Raw genomic sequence first — 20,636 nt, 5'->3', positions numbered from 1 at the left:
AATACATTTTAAGAACAATTTAGTCTCATTTTATTAAAACAATAGTTGACCCTATTTAAAATTTAAACTAGCATTTCTGGAAGCGCTTCCACAAAGCTCAGTTAAATGAACCTTTCTGGAAGCGCTTCCATACATTTGACAATGTTTATAATTACACAATAACAGCCCCATACAGCTGTTAATAATAATGATAAAAGTGCGAGGGAAACCGAATGTCTAACCATATTGTAAGAAAAACAAAGATAGCGACCAGCCTATCTCTGATTTTAGGCGCATCAATCTCTTTACCTGTGTATGCACAAGAAGCAAATACAGATGTTGAAGTAATTCAAGTTACTGGTTTTAAAAGCAGTATTAAAGAGTCAACTCGATTGAAACGCGACGCCGCAGGTGTTGTAGATGCAATATCAGCTGAAGATATTGGTAAATTCCCCGATACCAACTTAGCCGAGTCGCTACAGCGTATTACGGGTGTGTCGATTGATCGTTCAAATGGTGAAGGCTCTAAAGTAACTGTTCGTGGTTTTGGTCCCGACTACAATATGGTAACCCTAAACGGTCGAACTATGCCGGCAGCTTCATTGCCTTCAGGCGGTGGTACACCAAGCTCTCGTGCTTTTGACTTTGCAAACTTAGCGTCTGATAGCGTTAAATCGGTTGAAGTATATAAAACAGGTAAAGCAAGTATTGCATCAGGTGGTATTGGCGCAACAATTAATATTAATACGGCTCGCCCACTCGACAATCCAGGCTTTGTTTCAAGCATTGGCGTAAAAGCATTACACGACTCAACAAACCGCATTGGTGATGACATAACACCAGAGCTTTCGGGCTTAATTAGCTGGACCGACAGTGAAGCTAAATTTGGTGCCTCGTTAACTGCAAGCATGCAACAGCGCGATAGCTCATCAACAGGTGCGTTTGTAAATCAATGGAATACATCTGCTTTTGACGGCACAATCCCACAAGCAGCAGACGATATTGTTTTAACTAATGCACCCGCTGTTGGTCAGCTTTATTCAATGCCATCAGATTTGCGCTACACCATTGCCGACAGAGAACGTACTCGTACAAACGCACAATTAACTCTGCAGTACAGCCCAATTGACGATTTAACAGCCACGCTTGATTACACATACTCTAAGCAAGACTTGTTCGAAGCCCGTGCTGAGCAATCAATATGGATGGATAACTACAAAAGCGCGCTAACATTTGACGATAACACGGTAAAAACCCCTATTTACTACCGAGAAGAACGTCGCGATCAGCAAACACGCGATTTAGGTTTAGCGTTTCAAGAGCTAAACCAAGTTAACCAAAACGACTCTATTGGTTTAAACGTTGAATACTATTTCAATTCAGAATTGAGCTTTATGTTTGATGCGCACAATTCAAAAGCCACTAGCAAACCAGATGCACCTTACGGCAGCTGGGTAAATGCAGGCTTGGGCGCAAACGTAGTTAACGCACAAGAAGTTGATTTTAGCCGTGAGCTTCCATCAATGAGTATCGATTTTGATGATTGCCGCCGAGACAACCTAAATTGTAATAACACGTTAGATGCCTCTGATGTGGGTACGTCTATTTTAGATTCTAACTTTGCTCGCCAAGAGTCTGAAATCACAGAATTTAGAATCCATGGTAAATACGAAATTGAAAACGGCGCAATTGACTTTGGTATAGAGTCTCGCTCTATGGAAAGCCATTCACTGCAATCACTTACACGTAATACAATGGGTAACTGGGGGATAGAAAACCCAGGCGAACTACCTGATGGCTACCTAAACCCAACAAACTTTTTAGCTGAGTTTGACGACTACGATACATCGGGCTCGTTCAACCAAGGTTATACCGGCAGCGCATCGCAAATTGGTTACTGGGCAGGTGAAGAGTACGGCTTTAACTTTGCAGCCGATGGCGCATTTGCAACTAACCGCACCATTGAAGAAGATATAACCGCAGCGTTTGTGCAATTTACTTACAATGGTTACATTGGCGATATGCCATACAACATTGTTATTGGCGCACGCCAAGAGTCTACTGACATTACCTCAACGGCTAATATCGACTTACCTAACGCAGTAGCATGGGAAGGTAATAACGACTTTAACGTTCGCTTTGGCTCAGATAAAGAAGATTTCACGCTTAAATCTAGCTACGATCACTTTTTACCAAGCTTTGACTTTGACATAGAAGTAATCGAAAACGTAAAAGCGCGTTTTTCTTATAGCACAACAATTGCTCGCCCAACTTACGACAACTTAAGTTCAGCAGCGACGGTTGGTGTACCGGGCGCCCCTACTCTTTTAGCGGGTTCATCACCGGCTACAGCGTCAACGGGTAATCCTGGTTTAGTACCGCTTGAATCAGATAATATTGATGTATCGGCTGAGTGGTACTTTGCAGAAACAAGTTATGTGTCGGTAGGTTATTACACTAAAGACATCGAAAACTTTATTGGTTTAACACCAATGACGCAAAACTACTACGGATTACGCGATGCAACAGCGGGCCCTCGCGCTCAAGCTGCCATTGCTGAGCTAGAATCTCGCGGACTTGCAGTAACCGATTCAAACTTATTTCAAATGGTTGCCGCCACAGAAAACAATGTTGATTTTGACTCTATGACCTACGAAGAGTTTGAAGCCGCTTACGATGTAATTGCTAACAGCGATGACCCATTACTAGAATTTACAGCGCAAGTACCTACCAACAATAAAAATGCCACCATTGATGGTTTCGAAATTGCCTTTCAGCACTTTTTTGGTGAAAGCGGTTTTGGGGTGCAAGCAAACTACACCACTGTTAATGGCGACATAGACTTTGATGTAAACGCCGACCCTACTACTACACAATTTGCACTAGTGGGTTTAAGCGATACAGCTAACTTTATTGCAATGTACGAAAACGATGATTTTCAAGCACGTATTGCTTACAACTGGCGTGATAAGTTTTTAAATAGCGCAGCTCGATACGTAAATGAGCCAGGCTTTACTGAAGAATATTATCAAATCGACTTTAATGTTGCGTACAACTACAGCGAGCAACTATCGTTTTTTGTTGAAGGCCTTAATATTACTGAACAAAACAGCCGCGAACATGGCCGTACGTCAGTACAATTGTGGAACCTACAACAGCTAGGTGCACGTTACAATATTGGTATGCGTTACAACTTCTAAAGGTAATACAAAGTAAAGCCGTTAGTTTTTACTAGCGGCTTTTTTGTATTTAAAACAGTATTAATGCTAGTTTAATTGTTATCAACTTTAGGGTGTTAACTCATGACCAAACCAATAACAAAAATAGTCGTTTTAGGTGGTGGTACTGCCGGCTGGCTAAGCGCAGGCTTATTAGCCGCCGAACACCCGCACCTTAATGTAACGTTAGTGGAGTCGGCAAATGTGCCTATATTGGGTGTGGGCGAAGGCACGTGGCCGTCAATGCGCAACACCCTACAGCGCATTGGCATTAAAGAAAGTGATTTTATAACCCAGTGCGACGCGTCATTTAAGCAAGGTTCTAAATTTATAAATTGGCGCAACCTTAGCGAGGGAGAAAACTACTACCACCCTTTTATGAATCCACAAGGCTACGAGCACACTAATTTACACGCCAGCTGGCAACGTATTGCACCTGATCAAAAATTTGCCGACGTTGTTAATATGCAAAGCTTTGTATGCCAAGCAGCACTTGCACCAAAGCAATTACAAACACCCGAATATGCAGCAGTCACCAACTATGGCTATCATTTAGATGCGGGTAAATTTGCTGAATTTTTAAAAAATCACTGTGTTAAAAACCTAAACGTTACGCATATTACTGACGATGTAACCGAGGTTATTAACGACGAGCATGGCTATATTGCCTCATTAAAAACAAATAATAATGGCGATATAATAGGTGATTTATTTATAGATTGCTCAGGCTCTCGTGCTCGTTTAATTGGTGAGTATTTTAATAGTGAGTTTATAGCGCAAGATCATATTTTATTTAATAACAGCGCTGTTGCGGCGCAAATACCTAATGCACACGCAGATCAACCAATTGCCTCTGCTACGCTATCTACAGCGCAAAGTAACGGTTGGATTTGGGATATAGCCCTGCCAACGCGCCGTGGTACAGGTTATGTATTTAGTAGTAAATATCAAAGCGATGAAAGCGCAACAAGTACACTAAAAAGCTACATAGCCAAAAGCACCAGTGAGCAACAAGCTGAGCAACTTAACTACCGCGTATTAAAATTCAGCCCTGGTTACAGGCAAAAATTTTGGATTAAAAACTGTGTTGCCGTGGGTATGTCTGCTGGCTTTTTAGAGCCACTTGAAGCGTCAGCACTTGCTATGGTTGAGCTTTCAATTAGCATGATAAGTGAGCAACTACCGCAAAACCGCACCCACATGAGCCAGCTTGAAACGCGTTTTAATGAGCGTTTTAGCACTCGTTGGCAGCGCGTTATTGAGTTTTTAAAACTTCATTATGTGCTAAGCGAGCGCGACGACACTCCTTATTGGCAAGATATTAGTAATTTAAATACCGCACCCGAGCGCCTGCAAAACTTACTTAAACTTTGGCAATTTCAGCCCCCTAGCCGCTTTGATTTTATTGAAAACGAAGAAGTGTTTTCATCAAGCAGTTATCAATACGTTTTATATGGCATGGGCTTTAATACACAAACAGTATCTGCACAAAATACATTTAACGACCCACGCGCTGGGGATTACTATTATCAGCAAAATCGCGAAAAAATAGCGCAGTGCTTAAATGGACTGCCAAGTAATCGCGCGCTTTTAAATCACCTTTTATCAAATAATGGGCAGCCACATAATGACTAAAACAAACGCTGTTAAAAATGTAGTAATTGCTGGAGGCGGCACTGCAGGTTGGATGGCCGCAGCAGCACTTGCTAAACTAGTTGGCAACAATATAAACATAACCCTTGTTGAATCTGACGATATTGGCACTGTCGGTGTTGGCGAAGCAACAATTCCGCCTATTCGTACATTTCATAAATTGCTGGGTATAAACGAGCAAGCATTTATGAAAGCCACTCAAGCAAGCTTTAAATTAGGTATTAGCTTTGAAAACTGGGGCGATGAAAACACGCATTATATTCACTCATTTGGCGCAACGGGCAAAGAATGTTGGGCGGGTGAATTTCACCACTTTTGGCTTCAAGGTAAAACTTTAGGAATAAACAACCCATTTGGCGATTACTGCTACGAGCTGCAAGCGGCTAAAAGCGGTAAATTTGCGTTTAATCAGCAAAATCCCATTAACTATGCCTACCATATGGATGCCACGCGTTACGCGCAGTTTTTACGTGAATTTTCAGAGCCATTGGGTGTAAAACGCATTGAAGGTAAAATACAAAAAGTAGTAAAAAACACTAAAACGGGCCATATAGAATCACTTACTTTAAATAATGGCGAGCACATTAACGGCGACTTTTTTATTGATTGCACCGGCTTTAGAGGTTTATTAATAGAGCAAGCATTGCATACTGACTACGAAGACTGGTCGCATTTACTACCGTGTAACAGCGCCATTGCGGTGCAAACAAAATCAACCAGCGATACCGTATTACCACTTACCCGCTCTATTGCCCACAAAAGCGGCTGGCAATGGCGTATACCGCTGCAAAACCGTGTAGGCAACGGATTAGTTTATTGCAGCCAATATATGGATGACGAACAAGCCAAAGCGTTGCTGTTAAATAACATTGAGGGCGAGCCGCTTACAGAGCCCCGTATTATTAAATTTAAAACAGGGCGTCGCTTAAAAGGCTGGAACAAAAACTGCCTAGCGCTTGGTCTTGCTAGCGGTTTTGTAGAGCCACTTGAGTCCACCAGCATTCACTTAATTATGTCGGGTATTATTCGCTTTATGCGTTTATTTCCGTTTAATGGCATTACCAATCACGCCATTGACGAATACAACAAACAGCTTAAAAGCGAAATTGAAAATATTCGCGACTTTATTGTGCTGCACTACAAAGTAACTAATCGCGATGACAGTGAGTTTTGGCAGCATTGTAGCGCCATGGAAGTGCCAAAAACACTTCAGCATAAAATTGATCTTTTTAAGCAAACCGGCCGTGTATTTTTAGACGATGGCGATATTTTTAGAGTCGATTCGTGGGTACAAGTTATGCTTGGTCAAGGCATTGAGCCTAATCAACATCACTTAATAGCCAGCATGATGAGCGATGAAGAACTCACCCGTTTTTTACACGGTATTAAGCAACAAATAGAGCAACGCGTCAGCCAATTACCACCTCATCATGAGTTTTTAAAGCAGTATTGCCCAGCATAAAAAAAGCCCTTACTAGGGCGTGTTGTTCTTTGGTGGTTGAATTTGCAGCAGCATATTTGGTTTTTAGGCAAGGCAGAGCCTATGTAGTGTGGTTATTCCCCATAAATAGGCGATAACGTAGCATAAATGCCAAACATGCGCTGCCCGTAGGGTTCTGCCTAGGGGCAATTTACTTTTTGTTGCTCGGTTTTTACTTAGCCCACTAGGTTACAAACCTCGCGCCGCGATTAAATTGCCCCTAGATTGAACAAATTTCAATCCACAAAGATCAACACGCCCTTAGGGCTTTGAGACAACACACAATAAACTTAACTTATCAACACTCTACTACTCACACTTTATTTTTGCTGTTTTAGCGCTTTGTGGTTCAAAGCTAATATCTGCAACTGAAACGCTAAGCTCTCCTGCCGTTTTAATAATAAAAGGGCTGGTTACTCTGGCAAAATCAACGCCCTTTTTAGCAAAACACGTTAAATCTATACTCATGGTTTGCCATGTATTTAAATCAGCATTTTTAAGCTCATTGGTAATATCAAGCTCGCCACCACAGCCTTGTTCGCATTTCATTGCAAGGTATGTCTGTGAGCTAGGTATTTGGTTTACTTTATAGCTAAAGCTAAGGGCCGAATTTGCTTCAATGTAGGCCACTTTATCTTCGGTAAAGTTACTATTAATTTCGATGTAGCTGGCTGCAGTGCCATCAAAATTAAATTGCATCGCATCTTCTTGAATCGCTTTGTCTTCAGTGCGATAAGTAATGCCGCCGAGCTTTACACTGTTACTTGCTACTTGGTGCTGCTCGCTGTTTGAGTTTAAAAACAAACGCCACGGTGTTTTAAAGCTGCCATTAAATATAGATAGCGGCGCAAGGTTACTAATATCAACACCTGAGTCTTCATTTAGATTATTGCCAAGCGTACTTTCATCTTTATACGTTAAGCCAAAGCCATAGGGTAATAATGGTGAGTAATCAGCATCGCCCTTATTTACTGCGGTTTGAAGTGGCGATTTAGGCCACGAGAAAGACAACTTACCTTTAAAGTCGTATTGTACCTGCCCACTTGCATCCGCTAATAAAACATCTGCAACGCCTTGCCCTTCAGTGCCAGGAAGCCATGCTGCTACAAATGCATCTGACGCGTTTAGCTCGCTGTTAACCCACATTGGTCTGCCCGATATAAACACCGATACCACCGCAATACCTTGCTGCTTTAATGTTTTTAATATTTTAAGAGAACGTTTATTATTACGTTCAAACTCAAGGTTGTCTTTATCGCCATGCCCCTCTGCGTATGGTTCTTCACCAAATACAACAATGGCTACATCGGGTTTGGTATTAAATTCACCCGTTGGGCTTAAAATAGCGTTACCGCCAGCAGCCTCTATTTGCGTTTTTAGCCCCGCATAAATAGACGTTGCTCCGGGAAAATCTGCATTTTGATTATTAGTTCCCTGCCACGTAATACTCCAACCGCCCGATTGCTTGCCTATGTTATCGGCCGCATCGCCTGCTATAAGTATGTTGCTTGATGGGTTAAGCGGTAATAAATGATTGTTGTTTTTAAGCAGTACTAACGACTCTTGTACGGCTTGGCGGGCAATATCGCGATGTGCTGGCGCACCTATTAGTTCTAATTTACCTGAATATTTTCGATTTGCGGGACTTGGTTTATCAAATAAACCCGCGCGTAATTTAACGCGTAAAATACGTGCTACGGCGTCATCTATTCGCGCCATTGTTATTGTGCCCGCTTTTACTTGTTTAATTGTATTTTCATAAAGTGGTTTCCAAGCACCCGTTGGTACCATAAAAATATCAAGCCCTGCATTAACAGCTTGCGGGCAGCTTTCATTTGTACAGCCGGCAACTTGTCCGTGCCCGTTCCAATCGCCTACAACAAAGCCATCAAAACCCATTTTTGTTTTTAGTACATCGGTAAGTAAATATTTATTGCCGTGATTTTTTTTACCATTCCAGCTATTAAACGATGCCATAACCGACTGACTACCTGCGGTTAAGCCTCCTATATAACCTTGTGCATGAATGTTATATAACGTCTCTTCGCTATCAATGTTGTCCCCTTGATCGTCGCCATCTACCGTGCCGCCATCGCCTAAAAAGTGCTTAACAGTGCTAATTACGCGTTTATCACTTAAAAAGTCCTCATCGGCTCTGCCTTGCAATCCGTTTACAATTGCGGCTGAATACTCACGTACAATTGCAGGGTCTTCTGAGTAGCCTTCGTACGTTCGGCCCCATCGGTCATCGCGCACAACCGCAACAGTCGGTGCAAACACCCAATCTATGCCTGTTGCCATTACTTCTATTGCCGTAGCTGCTGCAATGCGCTCAATTAATGCGGGGTTATTAGCAGCACCTAAACCAATATTGTGCGGGAATAACGTCGCCCCAATCACATTATTATGGCCATGTACTGCATCGGTGCCCCACATGGTCGGAATTTTACTGCCATCAATTGAGTCATCAACTGATGCCTGATACATGCTTTCAGCAAGCGTTATCCAATCTGCAGGCGTTGCATGCTTATTAGCATTCGGGAACGAGCCACCGCCATTTAAATACGAACCAAAACCGTATTTGCGCATGTCTGCAGCGGTTATATCGCGAATTTCAGGTTGGATCATCTGCGCTACTTTTTGCTCAAGCGTCATTGTTTTTAAAAACTGTGCAATCGTATTTTCAATTTCAGGCGTTTTCACTACCTTACTTTTAAGCGTTGGCCAAAGTGATAAATCACCTTGCTCATGCTCAGCCTTTTTGGCTACGGCGCCTTGGCTATTATTTGCGCTAACCTCTTGTTTATTACACCCACTTAAAACGCACAATCCTCCTATTAAAATGGGGAGCATGTGTAACCTATTAGTGTTTAAGCTTTTTTTCATTTTTATAGCCCTGTGTTGTGTCAGTGTGTTTTTGTGGAACGCCTATTTGTTATTTAAATTTAACTATTGACCTGCTTAACAATAGCCACTAACCTAAATATGGAAGCGCTTCCTTAAAGTTATTAAATACCATCCTTAGTGATTAATCAAATTAAATATGGAAGCGCTTCCATCAATGCAATTTATAAACTATAAATAAAAGCAAAATTTACTACAAAGAAGCAGAGGTTTTCTCTTAATGAAACAATTATCTTTACCTAGTGGCTCACCACTTTTAGCCAAAAATTTTACTTATGGTGTAGCTACGGCCTCATTTCAAATTGAAGGCGGCGCAGCTGATCGCTTGCCATGTATTTGGGATACCTTTTGCAGTAAAGAAGGCAAAATAGTCGATAATTCAAATGGCGACGTAGCCTGCGAGCACTACACTCGCTGGAAAGACGATATAAACTTAATTGAGTCATTAGGTGTAGACGCTTACAGACTCTCAATTTCGTGGCCGCGCGTAATGACTAAAAGCGGTCACTTAAACCCGACAGGCGTTAAGTTTTATAGCAACATTTTAGATGAATTAAAACGACGTAACATTAAAGCTTTTGTAACGCTATACCACTGGGATTTACCACAACACATTGAAGACGAAGGTGGCTGGCTAAACCGTAACACCGCTTACGAATTTGCCCATTACGCAGATTTAATTACCAAAGCATTTGGGGAACGTGTGCACTCTTACGCCACCTTAAACGAACCGTTTTGTAGCTCTTACTTAGGTTACGAAATTGGCGTACATGCGCCTGGCATTGTAGGTCGTGAATTTGGTCGTAAAGCCGCGCACCACTTATTACTGGGTCACGGTTTAGCTATGCAAGTACTTGCTAAAAATAGCCCAAATACGCTAAACGGTATTGTACTTAACTTTACGCCTTGTTACTCCGTTACCCAAAGTGAAGAAGATTTAAAAGCCACTGCATTTGCTGATGACTATATAAACCAATGGTACATGCAGCCTGTAATGCAAGGTAAATACCCTGATATTATTAAGCAATTACCTAAAGCCCACCGCCCTGATATTTTAGATGGCGATATGGAAATAATTGCTCAACCGCTGGATTATTTAGGGGTTAACTTTTATACCCGCATGCATTATCAAGCAAGCGAAACCGACTTTTACCATGAGCTGCCACATAAAGCGCCAATGACCGATATTGGCTGGGAAATTTACCCTAAAGCGCTTACAGAATTACTTGTATCGTTAAACGAAAAATACACCCTACCACCTATTTATATTACCGAAAACGGTGCAGCCATGGCTGACGAATTTAAAGACGGTGAAGTAAAAGATATCGACCGTATTGAATATTACCACGAACATTTAAATGCCCTGCATAACGCAGCAGAGCAAGGCGTTAAAGTAGATGGTTACTTTGCGTGGAGCCTAATGGATAACTTTGAATGGGCTGAAGGATATTTAAAACGTTTTGGAATAGTACACGTAGACTACAACACACAAAAACGAACTGTTAAAGCCAGCGGTAAAGCGTACAGTAAACTAATAACAAGCCGATAATTTATCGGCTTATAACAATAAGAACACACACTGTGAACAAACTCCCTTTATACGAAAAAGTCGGTTACGCCATGGGCGATGCCGGCGCTAACTTAGTATGGCGCGGTGCGCTTGCTTATTTAGCGGTGTTTTACACCGATACATTTGGCATATCGGCGGCTGCCGCTGCCATGTTGTTTTTGGTTGTAAGGCTGTCTGATGGCGTAACCGATATTATTATGGGTATGATTGCCGACAGAACGCAGTCGCGCTTTGGTAAGTTTCGACCGTGGATACTCTACTCGGCACCATTTTTGGGCTTGTTTATGGTGTTGTGTTTTACTACACCCGACTTTAGCACCACCAACAAACTTATTTATGCCTACGTAACCTACATTGGTTTAACGCTTGCCTACACCGTAAGTAACGTGCCCTACTCGGCACTTATGGGCGTAATGACACCAGACGATACAGAGCGCACAAAGCTCTCTGGTTTTAGGTTTGCAGGTGCGTTTACTGGTGGCTTATTGGTTATGGGTTTTTTACCTGAGCTAGTAGCTTTTTTTGGTGGCGGCGACGATGCCAAAGGCTATCAGCTTACTATGTACTTATTTGCCAGCTTACTTATTATTTTAATGATTATAACGTTTGCGACTACCAAAGAGCGTGTAACACCGCACGCCTCAAATGAAGGCAATTTAAAATCAGAGTTGTTTGATTTAACCAAAAGCCTGCCATTTATAATCCTACCTTTGCTTGCTACCACCCTGTTTTTTTATTACCGCGATTTATACAGCGGCGTATTTTTTGCCCTTGTTATGGCTGCAATGACATTCGTTATTAAAAAATTACTCAATAAAGATAAGCAAAGCTTAACGGGATCACAGCGTGACATGGTTGACCTTCTGACCAACAAACCTTGGTTGGTGTTACTTGGCATTGGTTTTTTAACCATGATGTTTAATGGCATAAAATACGGTGTAATTGCGTACTACTTTAAGTACCACGTAGCCAATGAACTCATGGCTGGGCAATATTTTATCGCCTTGTTGGTTGTATCTATATTAGGCGCACTTGCCACAGGTAAACTGGCCGAAATTATGGGTAAACGAAACCTATTTATTGCATCATTAATGCTAAGCGGCATACTCACTACTGCATTTTACTGGGTACCTAGCGATAACCTTATTGCTGTATTTACCTTTGGTTGCGCTGCTGAATTTTTTGCCGCGATGATGCCAACATTATTTTTTAGTATGCTTGGTGATTCAGCCGATTATTCAGAGTGGAAAAACAAACGCCGCGCTACAGGCCTTATTTATTCTGCGGGTACATTTGTGCAAAAAACCGGTGGTGGTTTTGCCGGTGCATTAGTATTAGTGGTACTTGCAGGCTACGGCTATAACGGTATGGATGAGCTAACAATTACGCAAGCCCTACCTGGTATGCAGTTACTTATGAGCTGGATACCTGCCGCATTTGCTTTTTTAGGTGCCGCATTGATGCTTATTTATCCGCTTACTTCAGCGATGACGCAAAAAATAACAGAAGACTTAGCAATTAGACGCAGTAATGTGTAAATTAACTTTTAATGACCCTTCGCGCTTTATATTTTTATAAAGCGCGAGTAAAAACACATATAAGCTAGGACATCAATGGCGACAATTTATCAAGTATCAGAAATGGCAGGTGTGTCTTTATCAACTGTTTCAAGGGTACTTAACGACAACGACTACGTAAGCAAAAAAACTAAAAAAAAGGTATTAGAAGCAATGAAAGAGCTAGGCTATCAGCCAAGTTCTATTGCTCGCTCTTTGGCGTCTAGCACTACAAACAGCGTCGGTATTTTAGTTTCTGAGTTGGATGGTCCGTTTTTTGGTCAAATGATGTCAGCCATTGAAGAGCACCTTCGTATTGCAGGTAAACACGTTATTATTACGCCTGGGCACAGTGACGAGAAAAAAGAAAAAAGCGGCTTTGAGTTTTTAATAGGCCGTAATTGCGACGCTATTATTGCCCACGTAGAAGCGGTATCAAACGAGTACCTAATTGAGTTAAGTAAAGGCAAAACCCCTATTTACTTAATGAGCCGCTACGTTAAAGAAATTGAAGAAAACTGCATTAGCCTCGACAACGTAATGGGCGGCTACTTAGCCACTAAAGCCATGATCAACAAAGGTCATAAAAACATTGCGTACATAGCAGGCCCGCAGTTTAAAGAAGACGCGTCAAATCGTTTAAAAGGTCACAAACAAGCCCTAGCAGAGTACAACCTAACCTTTGACGAAAAGCTATTTTACATAGGCGACTTTAAAGAAACCGGCGGCAGCGACGGCTTAAGGCATTTTATTCAAAATAAAGCGCAAATAACCGCCCTTGTATGTGCCAATGACGAAATGGCATCGGGTGCTATGAAATACGCCCGCGAACACGGTTTTAACCTACCAAAAGATTTAGCCATTATTGGGTTCGATAACGTAATTTTTACCAATTACCTCTACCCAACACTGACTACAATAGATAACCCAGTTCCCGAAATGGGCCGAGCTGCGGCTAACTTAGTACTTAAAGACATTTATAAAAAAAGCGGCATAACAGTAAAGCATGTGTTTCAGCCAAAGCTTATTTTAAGAGACTCAACACCCGACATTAATTAACTTTAAACCTAATTTAAATCTAGTTTAAATCTAATTTATGTAACTCGTTACGCACCCACTGCGTATCTAAATATTGCTCTACGTGCTGCTGCGCAAACTTTTAAAAGTGACGTGCAGCATGCGATATGTGCCTGTCTGCTTGCATTACAAAAAACTCTATTCAGACATAAATGCTCACAAATATAAAACAATATCCACATGAAAAAACTACAATAAAAAGCATAATAGATCCGATAATTTACCAAATAGATCGTTTTAAAGTTTATTTATATTGTTTAATAAAATATCACTTTACTTATTTTTAATTTGGCTCTAAATTCGCGCAAATTTTATTATTAAAGTAACCTCTCAAACTTTAAAACAGTGGTTATTTACCTTCAAGAGTCGATAAACACAAATGGCCGAATTAGCCGCCACAAGCACCTCTAATAACCCTTTAGCACCCGTTATCGGGCTGTCATTTTTTGCTATCGCATCCGGCTTTTTAATGAGCCTTATTCCGCTGTCGTTACCCGCATTTAAACTCGATGAAAACCTAGCGCCTTGGCTTGCGAGCATTTTTTACTTTGGCTTACTTATTGGCGCCACCACAATAGAGCGCATTGTGGTAAAAATTGGTCATCGCTTCGCATTTATATTATTTTTAAGCCTATTAATAGCAAGCGTGCTTGCACAACTTGCACTGCCAAATACCGTTAACTGGTTAATTGCACGATTTGTAGCAGGTTTTGCTGTTGCCGGTGTGTTTGTCGTTGTTGAGTCTTGGTTATTAATGACCAATACAGCAAAGTCGCGTGCTAAACGTTTGGGCTTATACATGACCTCACTTTATGGGGGCAGCGCAGTAGGTCAACTTGCTATAGGGCCGCTTGGCACCGAAGGTTCAACGCCTTATTTATTTGTAGCCTCGCTATTATTTTTAGCTATTTTAGCGCCTTTATTAATAACCAAAGGTCAGCCCGAAAAACAGCACCTTGAAAAACTACCACTAAAAGAAATAAAAACACTAAGCCACCCTGCAATGCTCGGATGCTTAGCATCGGGCTTATTACTGGGCCCTATTTACGGCTTAATGCCGGTTTATATTTCAGCGCAGACTGATCAAGCTCAGTACACAGGGACACTTATGGCGGTTATTATTTTAGGCGGCATGGTCGTGCAGCCGCTTGTAAGTTACTTATCTACTCGGCTTGAAAAAAGCTTATTGATGGGTATGTTTTGTTTAGTAGGCGCAGCCGGTGCTGTGGGTATATTACAAGCAAACACTTTAGCAGGATTAATAGTGAGCTACTTAATACTAGGCGCGTGCAGCTTTGCACTTTACCCGATTGCTATAACACTTGCGTGCGACTCATTGCCAATGGCAAAAATAGTATCGGCAACTGAGGTAATGCTTTTGAGTTACAGTATTGGTTCGGTATTTGGCCCTATGCTCGCCGCAAATTTATCTGATGCACCAAACGGTATTGTGTTTTATTTAGCAGGCTGTTTAATCACTACCTGTATTTATATGTTTATTAAAAGCATTAAAAATATTCGCGCAGGTAAAACACCTGTTGCAGGCTAACCTCTAGCTTAAATACACGCTTACTTATTAACTAATTCTAGCTGTTAAATACCTTGCTTTAACAGCTAAAACTATTATTTACACAAAGGTCATTTATAAATAATGAAGTAATTATTTAGCAGTGAGTTTTTTATGTGGGCTCAAAAAAAACATCTTTTTCCACCCTTGGTTTTGCGTTGTAAAAAGCCACGGCATAGGCACTAACGATAAAATAGAATAATGCACATGAGGCTGTTTTCCTGCTGCATTTCCGGTATCGCCCAGTAATCCAATTTGACTGTTTATGCTTACTACATCACCTGTACTTACCGAGTAGTCATTTAAATGTGCAAAATAATGCACGCGCCATTTAGGCCCAAGCACCGCAACCACTTTACCACCGCGAGTTAACTCACCTGCAAATATAACAACACCGTTTGTTGAGGCAACTACGGGAGTATTTTTTGTGCCAAAAATATCAATCCCTTTATGCACACCCGACCTACCCCAAGGCTCGTACCAAAACGTGTTATGGTTCCAATCTTTACTTGTGGCACCTTGTAGCGGAATCATTATTTTTTCGGGAATTAGTAAGCCTATAATTAATAAAGTAGCTATTCCAATTGCAATCCACTTAAGTACTTTCACTTTTCAATCCTTGATATTTAAATAACTTATACTGGTAAATTATTAGCCATAATAACTGAACTCATCATGAGTCGTATTTATGGTTTTATTTATGGAGTTTTATTTGAATGAAATACCCGACTAACATGCACTAAGCTGATCAATTTCAAAACAGGTTTTATAAGTAATTGAGCACTGCCCGCTATAAACAACCATGTGCCACTTTGCACTAATGCATCATTTAAAAAGAAAAAACTGCCAATTAAAAACCACACTGCAATTAAAAAATCGTTAAACGCTCCCAGCGCTTCATATCGACGCTGAATAGTAATATGCTCTTGCCCTAAATCTAAAATAAACTGATTACTGTTCGAATCCATAACTGCTCACTATTTACCTTTTATTACCTAAATACATGTTTAATAAGCCACAAAGCTTACCTAAACAGTACAATAGCAAAATACGCACAATAAAAAACGCTGACCAATGCTTATTGGCCAGCGTTTTTATTGTTTATATAATATTTAAAGGCTAAGTATTTAAAGGCTAAGCCTCAATATTGTTTATATATTTAGTAATTATTTATTTTTTATCTTTTTCTAAACGTTTCTTAAGGCTTAATGCAGCGTCAGCGGCTAATAAACGCATAAATTCAGAGCCATTGCTTTGCTCGCCTTGGCCTGCGCCTATTACAATTTCAGGCACTAAACGGCTATTACCTAAGCTTGTAAATAAGGCGGTTTGAATTTTAACTTCTGCTTTTAGCGTTTCATCAAATACATACTTAGGATCAAGTGCAGCAGACTTAGCTCTTAAACGAGCCTCAGCTAAAACGTCCATACCTAATGCTTCTAAGCGTTGTTGCTTTAAAATCTCTTCTTGCTCTTTTGCAAGCTCCGCTTTTACAGCCACTCGTTGCTGCGCAGAAATAATGGCATTTGCCTTAATTCGTTCAGCATCAATTTGCTCTTTTATTTTTAACTTTTCAGATTCAGCACGTTGCTTAGCAATTGCTTGTTCACCTAAAGCCACTTCAGTACGTGCTTGTTGCTCAGCTTTTTTAAGGTTTTGACGCGCTAGCGCTTCATCAGCAGCAGCTTGCTTTTGGGCTTCAAGACGAGCATTTACTTTGCTTTCGTAGTCAATATCAATAATGCTGGCATCAACTACTGTAATACCGTAAGCGCCTAAAATAGGTGCGTTACGCAGTGTATTACCCTCATCATCCATTTTAATATTAATAGTGACGCGCTGCTGTTTACTTAAATTACCTAAATCGTCAGATTTATCGCGCTCACCCGTACTAATAATTTGTTCAGTAACAAAAATACCGTTGGTTAATTGATCAGCAAAATCTTGGCTTAATTGACCATTACCACCAGAGTAATGTTGCTCTACCGACATCATACGCGCCGACGCTTTTACATTTTCAGTGGTCGCACGCATTAATAAATTAGATATTAATGTTTCTTGTGAACCAAACTCTTCGTGTATTTTAAGTAAACCACGTAAAGCACCCGATTCTGCTGCTGGTACATTGCCTGGCAATCTAAAACGAGAGACACCTCGTGCGCCACCGGTTGTAGTGTCTAAAAATCGAATCGGAATTAACGGCACAATTGCGCTTGCTGTTGCACCAGCATCGCCCGTAAAGTTAATCGAAATTACTTTTTTATATGCCGATGTAGTACCAAACGCTTTTAAATAAGGGCCGGCTTGATTTATTACGGTCAAGTTACCTGTAAAAGCCGATTGATGTACTAAACGCTCATCTGCTTCATTCCACGAAACAACTTGCGATGTAAGCGTTGCAATTACGGCTAATACAACAACAATTGATGAAACAACAATTACATTACGACGACCAAATCGACTCATAAATGAGTCACTTTTTACTGCTGGGACTGCTTTTTCGCTATCCATTTTTACTACTCTCCATGTTTAATTTCTTTTTAACAAAGTAAATAATTTCCTGTTCACTCAAGTGTGCGCAAAAGCTACCAGAGCGATGTAACTCAACAAATATTGCAAGGATTTCTTCTTTACCTTTAGCTGTTTTATCTTGGTTTTCTTGTGTTTGATTTTTTTCTGTTAGTTGAGTGATTAAATCATCCACTATCGTGTCTTTATCAAACAGTACGTTGTATTCTTTGGATTTTCTTACCCGACTTTTATGTACGTTGCTGTAAATTACATAAAGCGCAACGCATAAAATAATAACAAGTAAACTTAACCCTATAATATAAAAAATCATAAGCTCTACTTAAATTAGTTTAAATACTTAATGAGCAATAACAATTGTAAGTATTACTTAACAAATGTTAACCCAGTAATTTTACAGTAAACCCAAGTAAAAAACAGATTAAAAATAGTGTTCATCAGGTATACAGTAAAAACCGCACGTAAAAGTAAGCTTTTCAAACAAAAAAATGCCAGTCAGTTATTTACTGACTGGCATTAAACTAATATTTATTAAAGTGCTTTTTACATTATTCGCATTGCACCCAATCAATACCATTTTCACCGCACTCATGCAGCATTGTTCCATCTTCTTGGCGAGTATCTCTAAACCATTTCCCTTCAATCGTTTTAATAATACGTACGTTGTCTGTGGTTTTATATTTACGCCAAAAGCTAGCATCAATAGATGTTTCGTCATCAAACTTATAAGGCATAGCAGCGAGTACAGTAACTAAATCTTGAGTTTCTAAATCAGCAGCTTTGTCTTTAACATTTACCCAATTAGATAATGTTTGAAAGTCAGCATTTTCCTCTCTAAAGGCAAAGTCAGTTTGGTAAAACGATCCCAACTCAGTATAGCTAATGCTAAAACCTCGCTCGAACGGTGTATCTAAATTAGCACTAACGCATTCATCTGCTGTTGGGAAGTTAACCGATGGGCTTGTATTATCAACGCCATAAAGCACATTGCTTTGCTCAAAACTAACGTTCTCAATGCTAGAGCATCGGTAAGTACGATCGGCGTTAATGTAAACATCGTCTCTAACTGTTAATTTTCCATTTAACGATTCTTCGCCCCAAGGCGTATCTGTTGAATCCAATCGAGACAAAATAACGTCAATTTTGTCGAGTTCGTCTGTATTTTGAAGCTTTACTTGCTCATAAATAAGTTCAGCGCCTGCAAAAATAACTTTATCGCGGTACCATGCATTTTCAAATCCATACTCTGCATCTTTTGCTGTGTCCTGGTAAATCACTGCTCTTACTTCTTCTGCATCAGGATACTGAGCATCTAGCTCTTGCTTGAATTTATAGGCCGCTTTTAGTCCCTTAACAATTGCTTGTGCTCTGTCGTAAGCGTCGCTGTCGTTAGTAGCGATAAAATCTGAGTAAATTTGCTCTGTCGACAAATTATAATGCGCAACCAAGTTTTGCATAACATTTGTTATTTCGCTTTGAAGGTTTGCAAGTAGCTCAGTATTTTCTTTAAGTGCATCACAACTTAAATTATTGTTACCACTTTTTTGTAATTGAAGGCTTAACTGCTCCCAAATAACGGTTGTTAAAGGGGATATATTTCGAATATCTTCATCAGTCAAAGCCTCAATTGAGGGCGGAAATGACATTTGATACGCTTGTGTTACCTCTCCTAAATCCTCGTCAATTGCACCAACCGGTACATCAACATACATAGTTGAATACGGCACACACAGCGCCTGCTCTTCTGTAAAATTAAAACTATAATTACCCGATTCTTCAGAGACTACAGAAGGTTCTGTTTGCTCATCAAAAGTACCATCGCCATCAATATCTAGCCATACTATTGCACCAGATACATAACCATCAATGACCTTTCCAGTAAGAGAGATAGTGTTAACTTCTACGGGATCTACTTTTATAGGGTCAGGCTTGGCTACAACTGGCTCTACAACGACCACTTTATCATCGCCACCGCCGCCACATCCAACAAGGCCTAGCGTAAACGCTAATGAAATAGCTAACTGACTTTTTTTAAAAAACATACAAAGACTTCCTTTTTTGCACTTTAATTATTATTAAAAATCATATTGTTATAAATTATATAAGTAGATTTAAACAACAGAAATTTATTGAATTTTTATGGGGGATGGCAACAAGTTAACATGCCCTGTACCTATATAGTGACACACCCTGTTAAATTTAGCTCTTACATTTGTTAATAAAATAAACATACTATTCACTTTTATTCACTAATATGAGCTATATGTACCAAGTTTAAAGGGGGTTGGTGGTAGAGAGTTTTTTGTAAGCAAATGTGTTTTTAATACAAATACAAAAACCCCACGTTAAGTGTTATCTAACGTGGGGTTTTGCTACTCGCGAACTTTACAGCTAATTCAAGCTATAAAGTTAATCTCAAAGAGATAACTCTTTTTTAGCGCGAGTTAAGTTATGTGTTACAAGTGAGTTTTTAGAGATTTGAACCGCTTCATATAAATCAGAAATACCCGCAGTGTCTTTTTGAGCCTTAATACGCGCCACACCACGGTTACTTAATGCAAACGATGTAAGCTCACGTACTTTTAAACGCGGACCATGGCTTTGCTTAAGCAATGCAATTGCTTGTGTACAAATAGCTTCTGCTTCTTCGTAGTTTTTTGATTCAACAGTTAAAGCACAGCTATTAAATGATTTTTCAAATGCTGGGGCTGCTGTTACTGAGTCTTCAATAACCATTAATTTATAATCACCTTGATTAGCCATTGCAGCAGCTGAGCAAGTTAATAATGAGCCAAGAGCGATGGTTTTTAAAAGTGTAAATTTCATGATTATATTCCTGTTATGGCAATTGTTTAAACTAGTGATCTTTTTTAGCGTCAAGTAAATAGCTTAATAACAAGGCAAAAATTATGAAATATAGTCGTTCTATATAAGTAACTTTTTAACGCCGTTAGTGAGTTATTTAATTCGCTAAAATAATCATGTTTTAATAAAATTGGTATTTGTTAGTCGTACTTGTTGCCGACAACTAAACTTTAGAGTGTTAGCTCAATTACCACAAACGATAAAAACAAACCTAATAAGTGAATAAATCTAACCTATA

General features: G+C 40.0%; 14 protein-coding genes and 1 pseudogene. 7 read left to right on the top strand and 8 right to left on the bottom strand.

From position 1 onward, the window contains the following. Positions 1 to 212: 212 nt before the first annotated feature. The 3 genes from I6F42_RS02940 (at position 213) to I6F42_RS02930 (ending at position 6,312) form a co-directional block, all read left to right on the top strand. Positions 213 to 3,179, top strand: a complete 2,967-nt coding sequence (locus I6F42_RS02940; RefSeq protein WP_197150822.1) for a TonB-dependent receptor — start codon at positions 213 to 215, stop codon at positions 3,177 to 3,179. A 102-nt stretch (positions 3,180 to 3,281) separates the two neighbouring features. Next, positions 3,282 to 4,832, top strand: coding sequence for a tryptophan halogenase family protein (locus I6F42_RS02935; protein WP_197150819.1), 1,551 nt, complete (start codon positions 3,282 to 3,284; stop codon positions 4,830 to 4,832). Then, positions 4,825 to 6,312, top strand: a complete 1,488-nt coding sequence (locus tag I6F42_RS02930) for a tryptophan halogenase family protein (protein WP_197150817.1) — start codon at positions 4,825 to 4,827, stop codon at positions 6,310 to 6,312. The genes I6F42_RS02935 and I6F42_RS02930 overlap by 8 nt, the downstream gene beginning before the upstream one ends. 327 nt (positions 6,313 to 6,639) lie before the next feature. Here the strand turns inward: I6F42_RS02930 and I6F42_RS02925 are convergent, their stop codons facing one another. Then, positions 6,640 to 9,216 (bottom strand): exo 1,3/1,4-beta-D-glucan glucohydrolase, encoded by a 2,577-nt coding sequence (locus tag I6F42_RS02925; protein WP_197150814.1) that lies wholly within the window; start codon positions 9,214 to 9,216, stop codon positions 6,640 to 6,642. Positions 9,217 to 9,454: 238 nt separating this feature from the next. Here I6F42_RS02925 and I6F42_RS02920 point away from each other — a divergent pair, with 238 nt between their 5' ends. The 3 genes from I6F42_RS02920 (at position 9,455) to I6F42_RS02910 (ending at position 13,419) form a co-directional block, all read left to right on the top strand. Further along, on the top strand, positions 9,455 to 10,783 hold the full coding sequence (locus I6F42_RS02920; protein WP_010553503.1) for a GH1 family beta-glucosidase: 1,329 nt from the start codon (positions 9,455 to 9,457) through the stop codon (positions 10,781 to 10,783). Positions 10,784 to 10,815: 32 nt separating this feature from the next. Further along, the gene (locus tag I6F42_RS02915) at positions 10,816 to 12,342 is read left to right on the top strand and encodes an MFS transporter (protein WP_007583314.1); all 1,527 of its coding nucleotides are present in this window, start codon (positions 10,816 to 10,818) and stop codon (positions 12,340 to 12,342) included. Positions 12,343 to 12,417: 75 nt separating this feature from the next. Further along, positions 12,418 to 13,419, top strand: a complete 1,002-nt coding sequence (locus I6F42_RS02910) for a LacI family DNA-binding transcriptional regulator (RefSeq protein WP_010553502.1) — start codon at positions 12,418 to 12,420, stop codon at positions 13,417 to 13,419. 19 nt (positions 13,420 to 13,438) lie between these two features. Here I6F42_RS02910 and I6F42_RS20150 read toward each other — a convergent pair. Continuing rightward, positions 13,439 to 13,573: pseudogene (locus I6F42_RS20150) on the bottom strand (LysR family transcriptional regulator); the annotation flags it as partial. 243 nt (positions 13,574 to 13,816) lie between these two features. Between I6F42_RS20150 and I6F42_RS02905 the strand changes: the two are divergent. Continuing rightward, positions 13,817 to 14,986, top strand: a complete 1,170-nt coding sequence (locus tag I6F42_RS02905; protein WP_010553501.1) for an MFS transporter — start codon at positions 13,817 to 13,819, stop codon at positions 14,984 to 14,986. A 111-nt stretch (positions 14,987 to 15,097) separates the two neighbouring features. Here the strand turns inward: I6F42_RS02905 and I6F42_RS02900 are convergent, their stop codons facing one another. The 6 genes from I6F42_RS02900 to I6F42_RS02875 form a co-directional block, all read right to left on the bottom strand. Continuing rightward, positions 15,098 to 15,613, bottom strand: coding sequence for a M23 family metallopeptidase (locus I6F42_RS02900; protein WP_010553500.1), 516 nt, complete (start codon positions 15,611 to 15,613; stop codon positions 15,098 to 15,100). Between the two features lie 89 nt (positions 15,614 to 15,702). Further along, positions 15,703 to 15,972, bottom strand: coding sequence for a YrhK family protein (locus I6F42_RS02895; protein WP_007583304.1), 270 nt, complete (start codon positions 15,970 to 15,972; stop codon positions 15,703 to 15,705). A gap of 202 nt (positions 15,973 to 16,174) precedes the next feature. Continuing rightward, positions 16,175 to 17,515, bottom strand: a complete 1,341-nt coding sequence (locus tag I6F42_RS02890) for an SPFH domain-containing protein (protein ID WP_010553499.1) — start codon at positions 17,513 to 17,515, stop codon at positions 16,175 to 16,177. Further along, on the bottom strand, positions 17,508 to 17,846 hold the full coding sequence (locus I6F42_RS02885) for a hypothetical protein (RefSeq protein ID WP_007583302.1): 339 nt from the start codon (positions 17,844 to 17,846) through the stop codon (positions 17,508 to 17,510). The genes I6F42_RS02890 and I6F42_RS02885 overlap by 8 nt, the downstream gene beginning before the upstream one ends. Positions 17,847 to 18,081: 235 nt before the next feature. Next, entirely contained in the window at positions 18,082 to 19,575 is a 1,494-nt protein-coding gene (locus I6F42_RS02880; protein ID WP_197150805.1) for a hypothetical protein, read from the bottom strand. 373 nt (positions 19,576 to 19,948) lie between these two features. Continuing rightward, positions 19,949 to 20,359 carry a hypothetical protein gene (locus I6F42_RS02875; RefSeq protein WP_010553497.1) on the bottom strand — a complete coding sequence of 137 codons (411 nt, stop codon included), beginning with the start codon at positions 20,357 to 20,359 and terminating at the stop codon, positions 19,949 to 19,951. Between the last annotated feature and the right edge of the window lie 277 nt (positions 20,360 to 20,636).

The sequence above is a fragment of the Pseudoalteromonas sp. SWYJZ12 genome (genome assembly GCF_015864395.1).
GTDB classification, from domain to species: Bacteria; Pseudomonadota; Gammaproteobacteria; order Enterobacterales; family Alteromonadaceae; genus Pseudoalteromonas; species Pseudoalteromonas arctica.
This window is presented reverse-complemented; position numbering and strand designations above follow the sequence as displayed.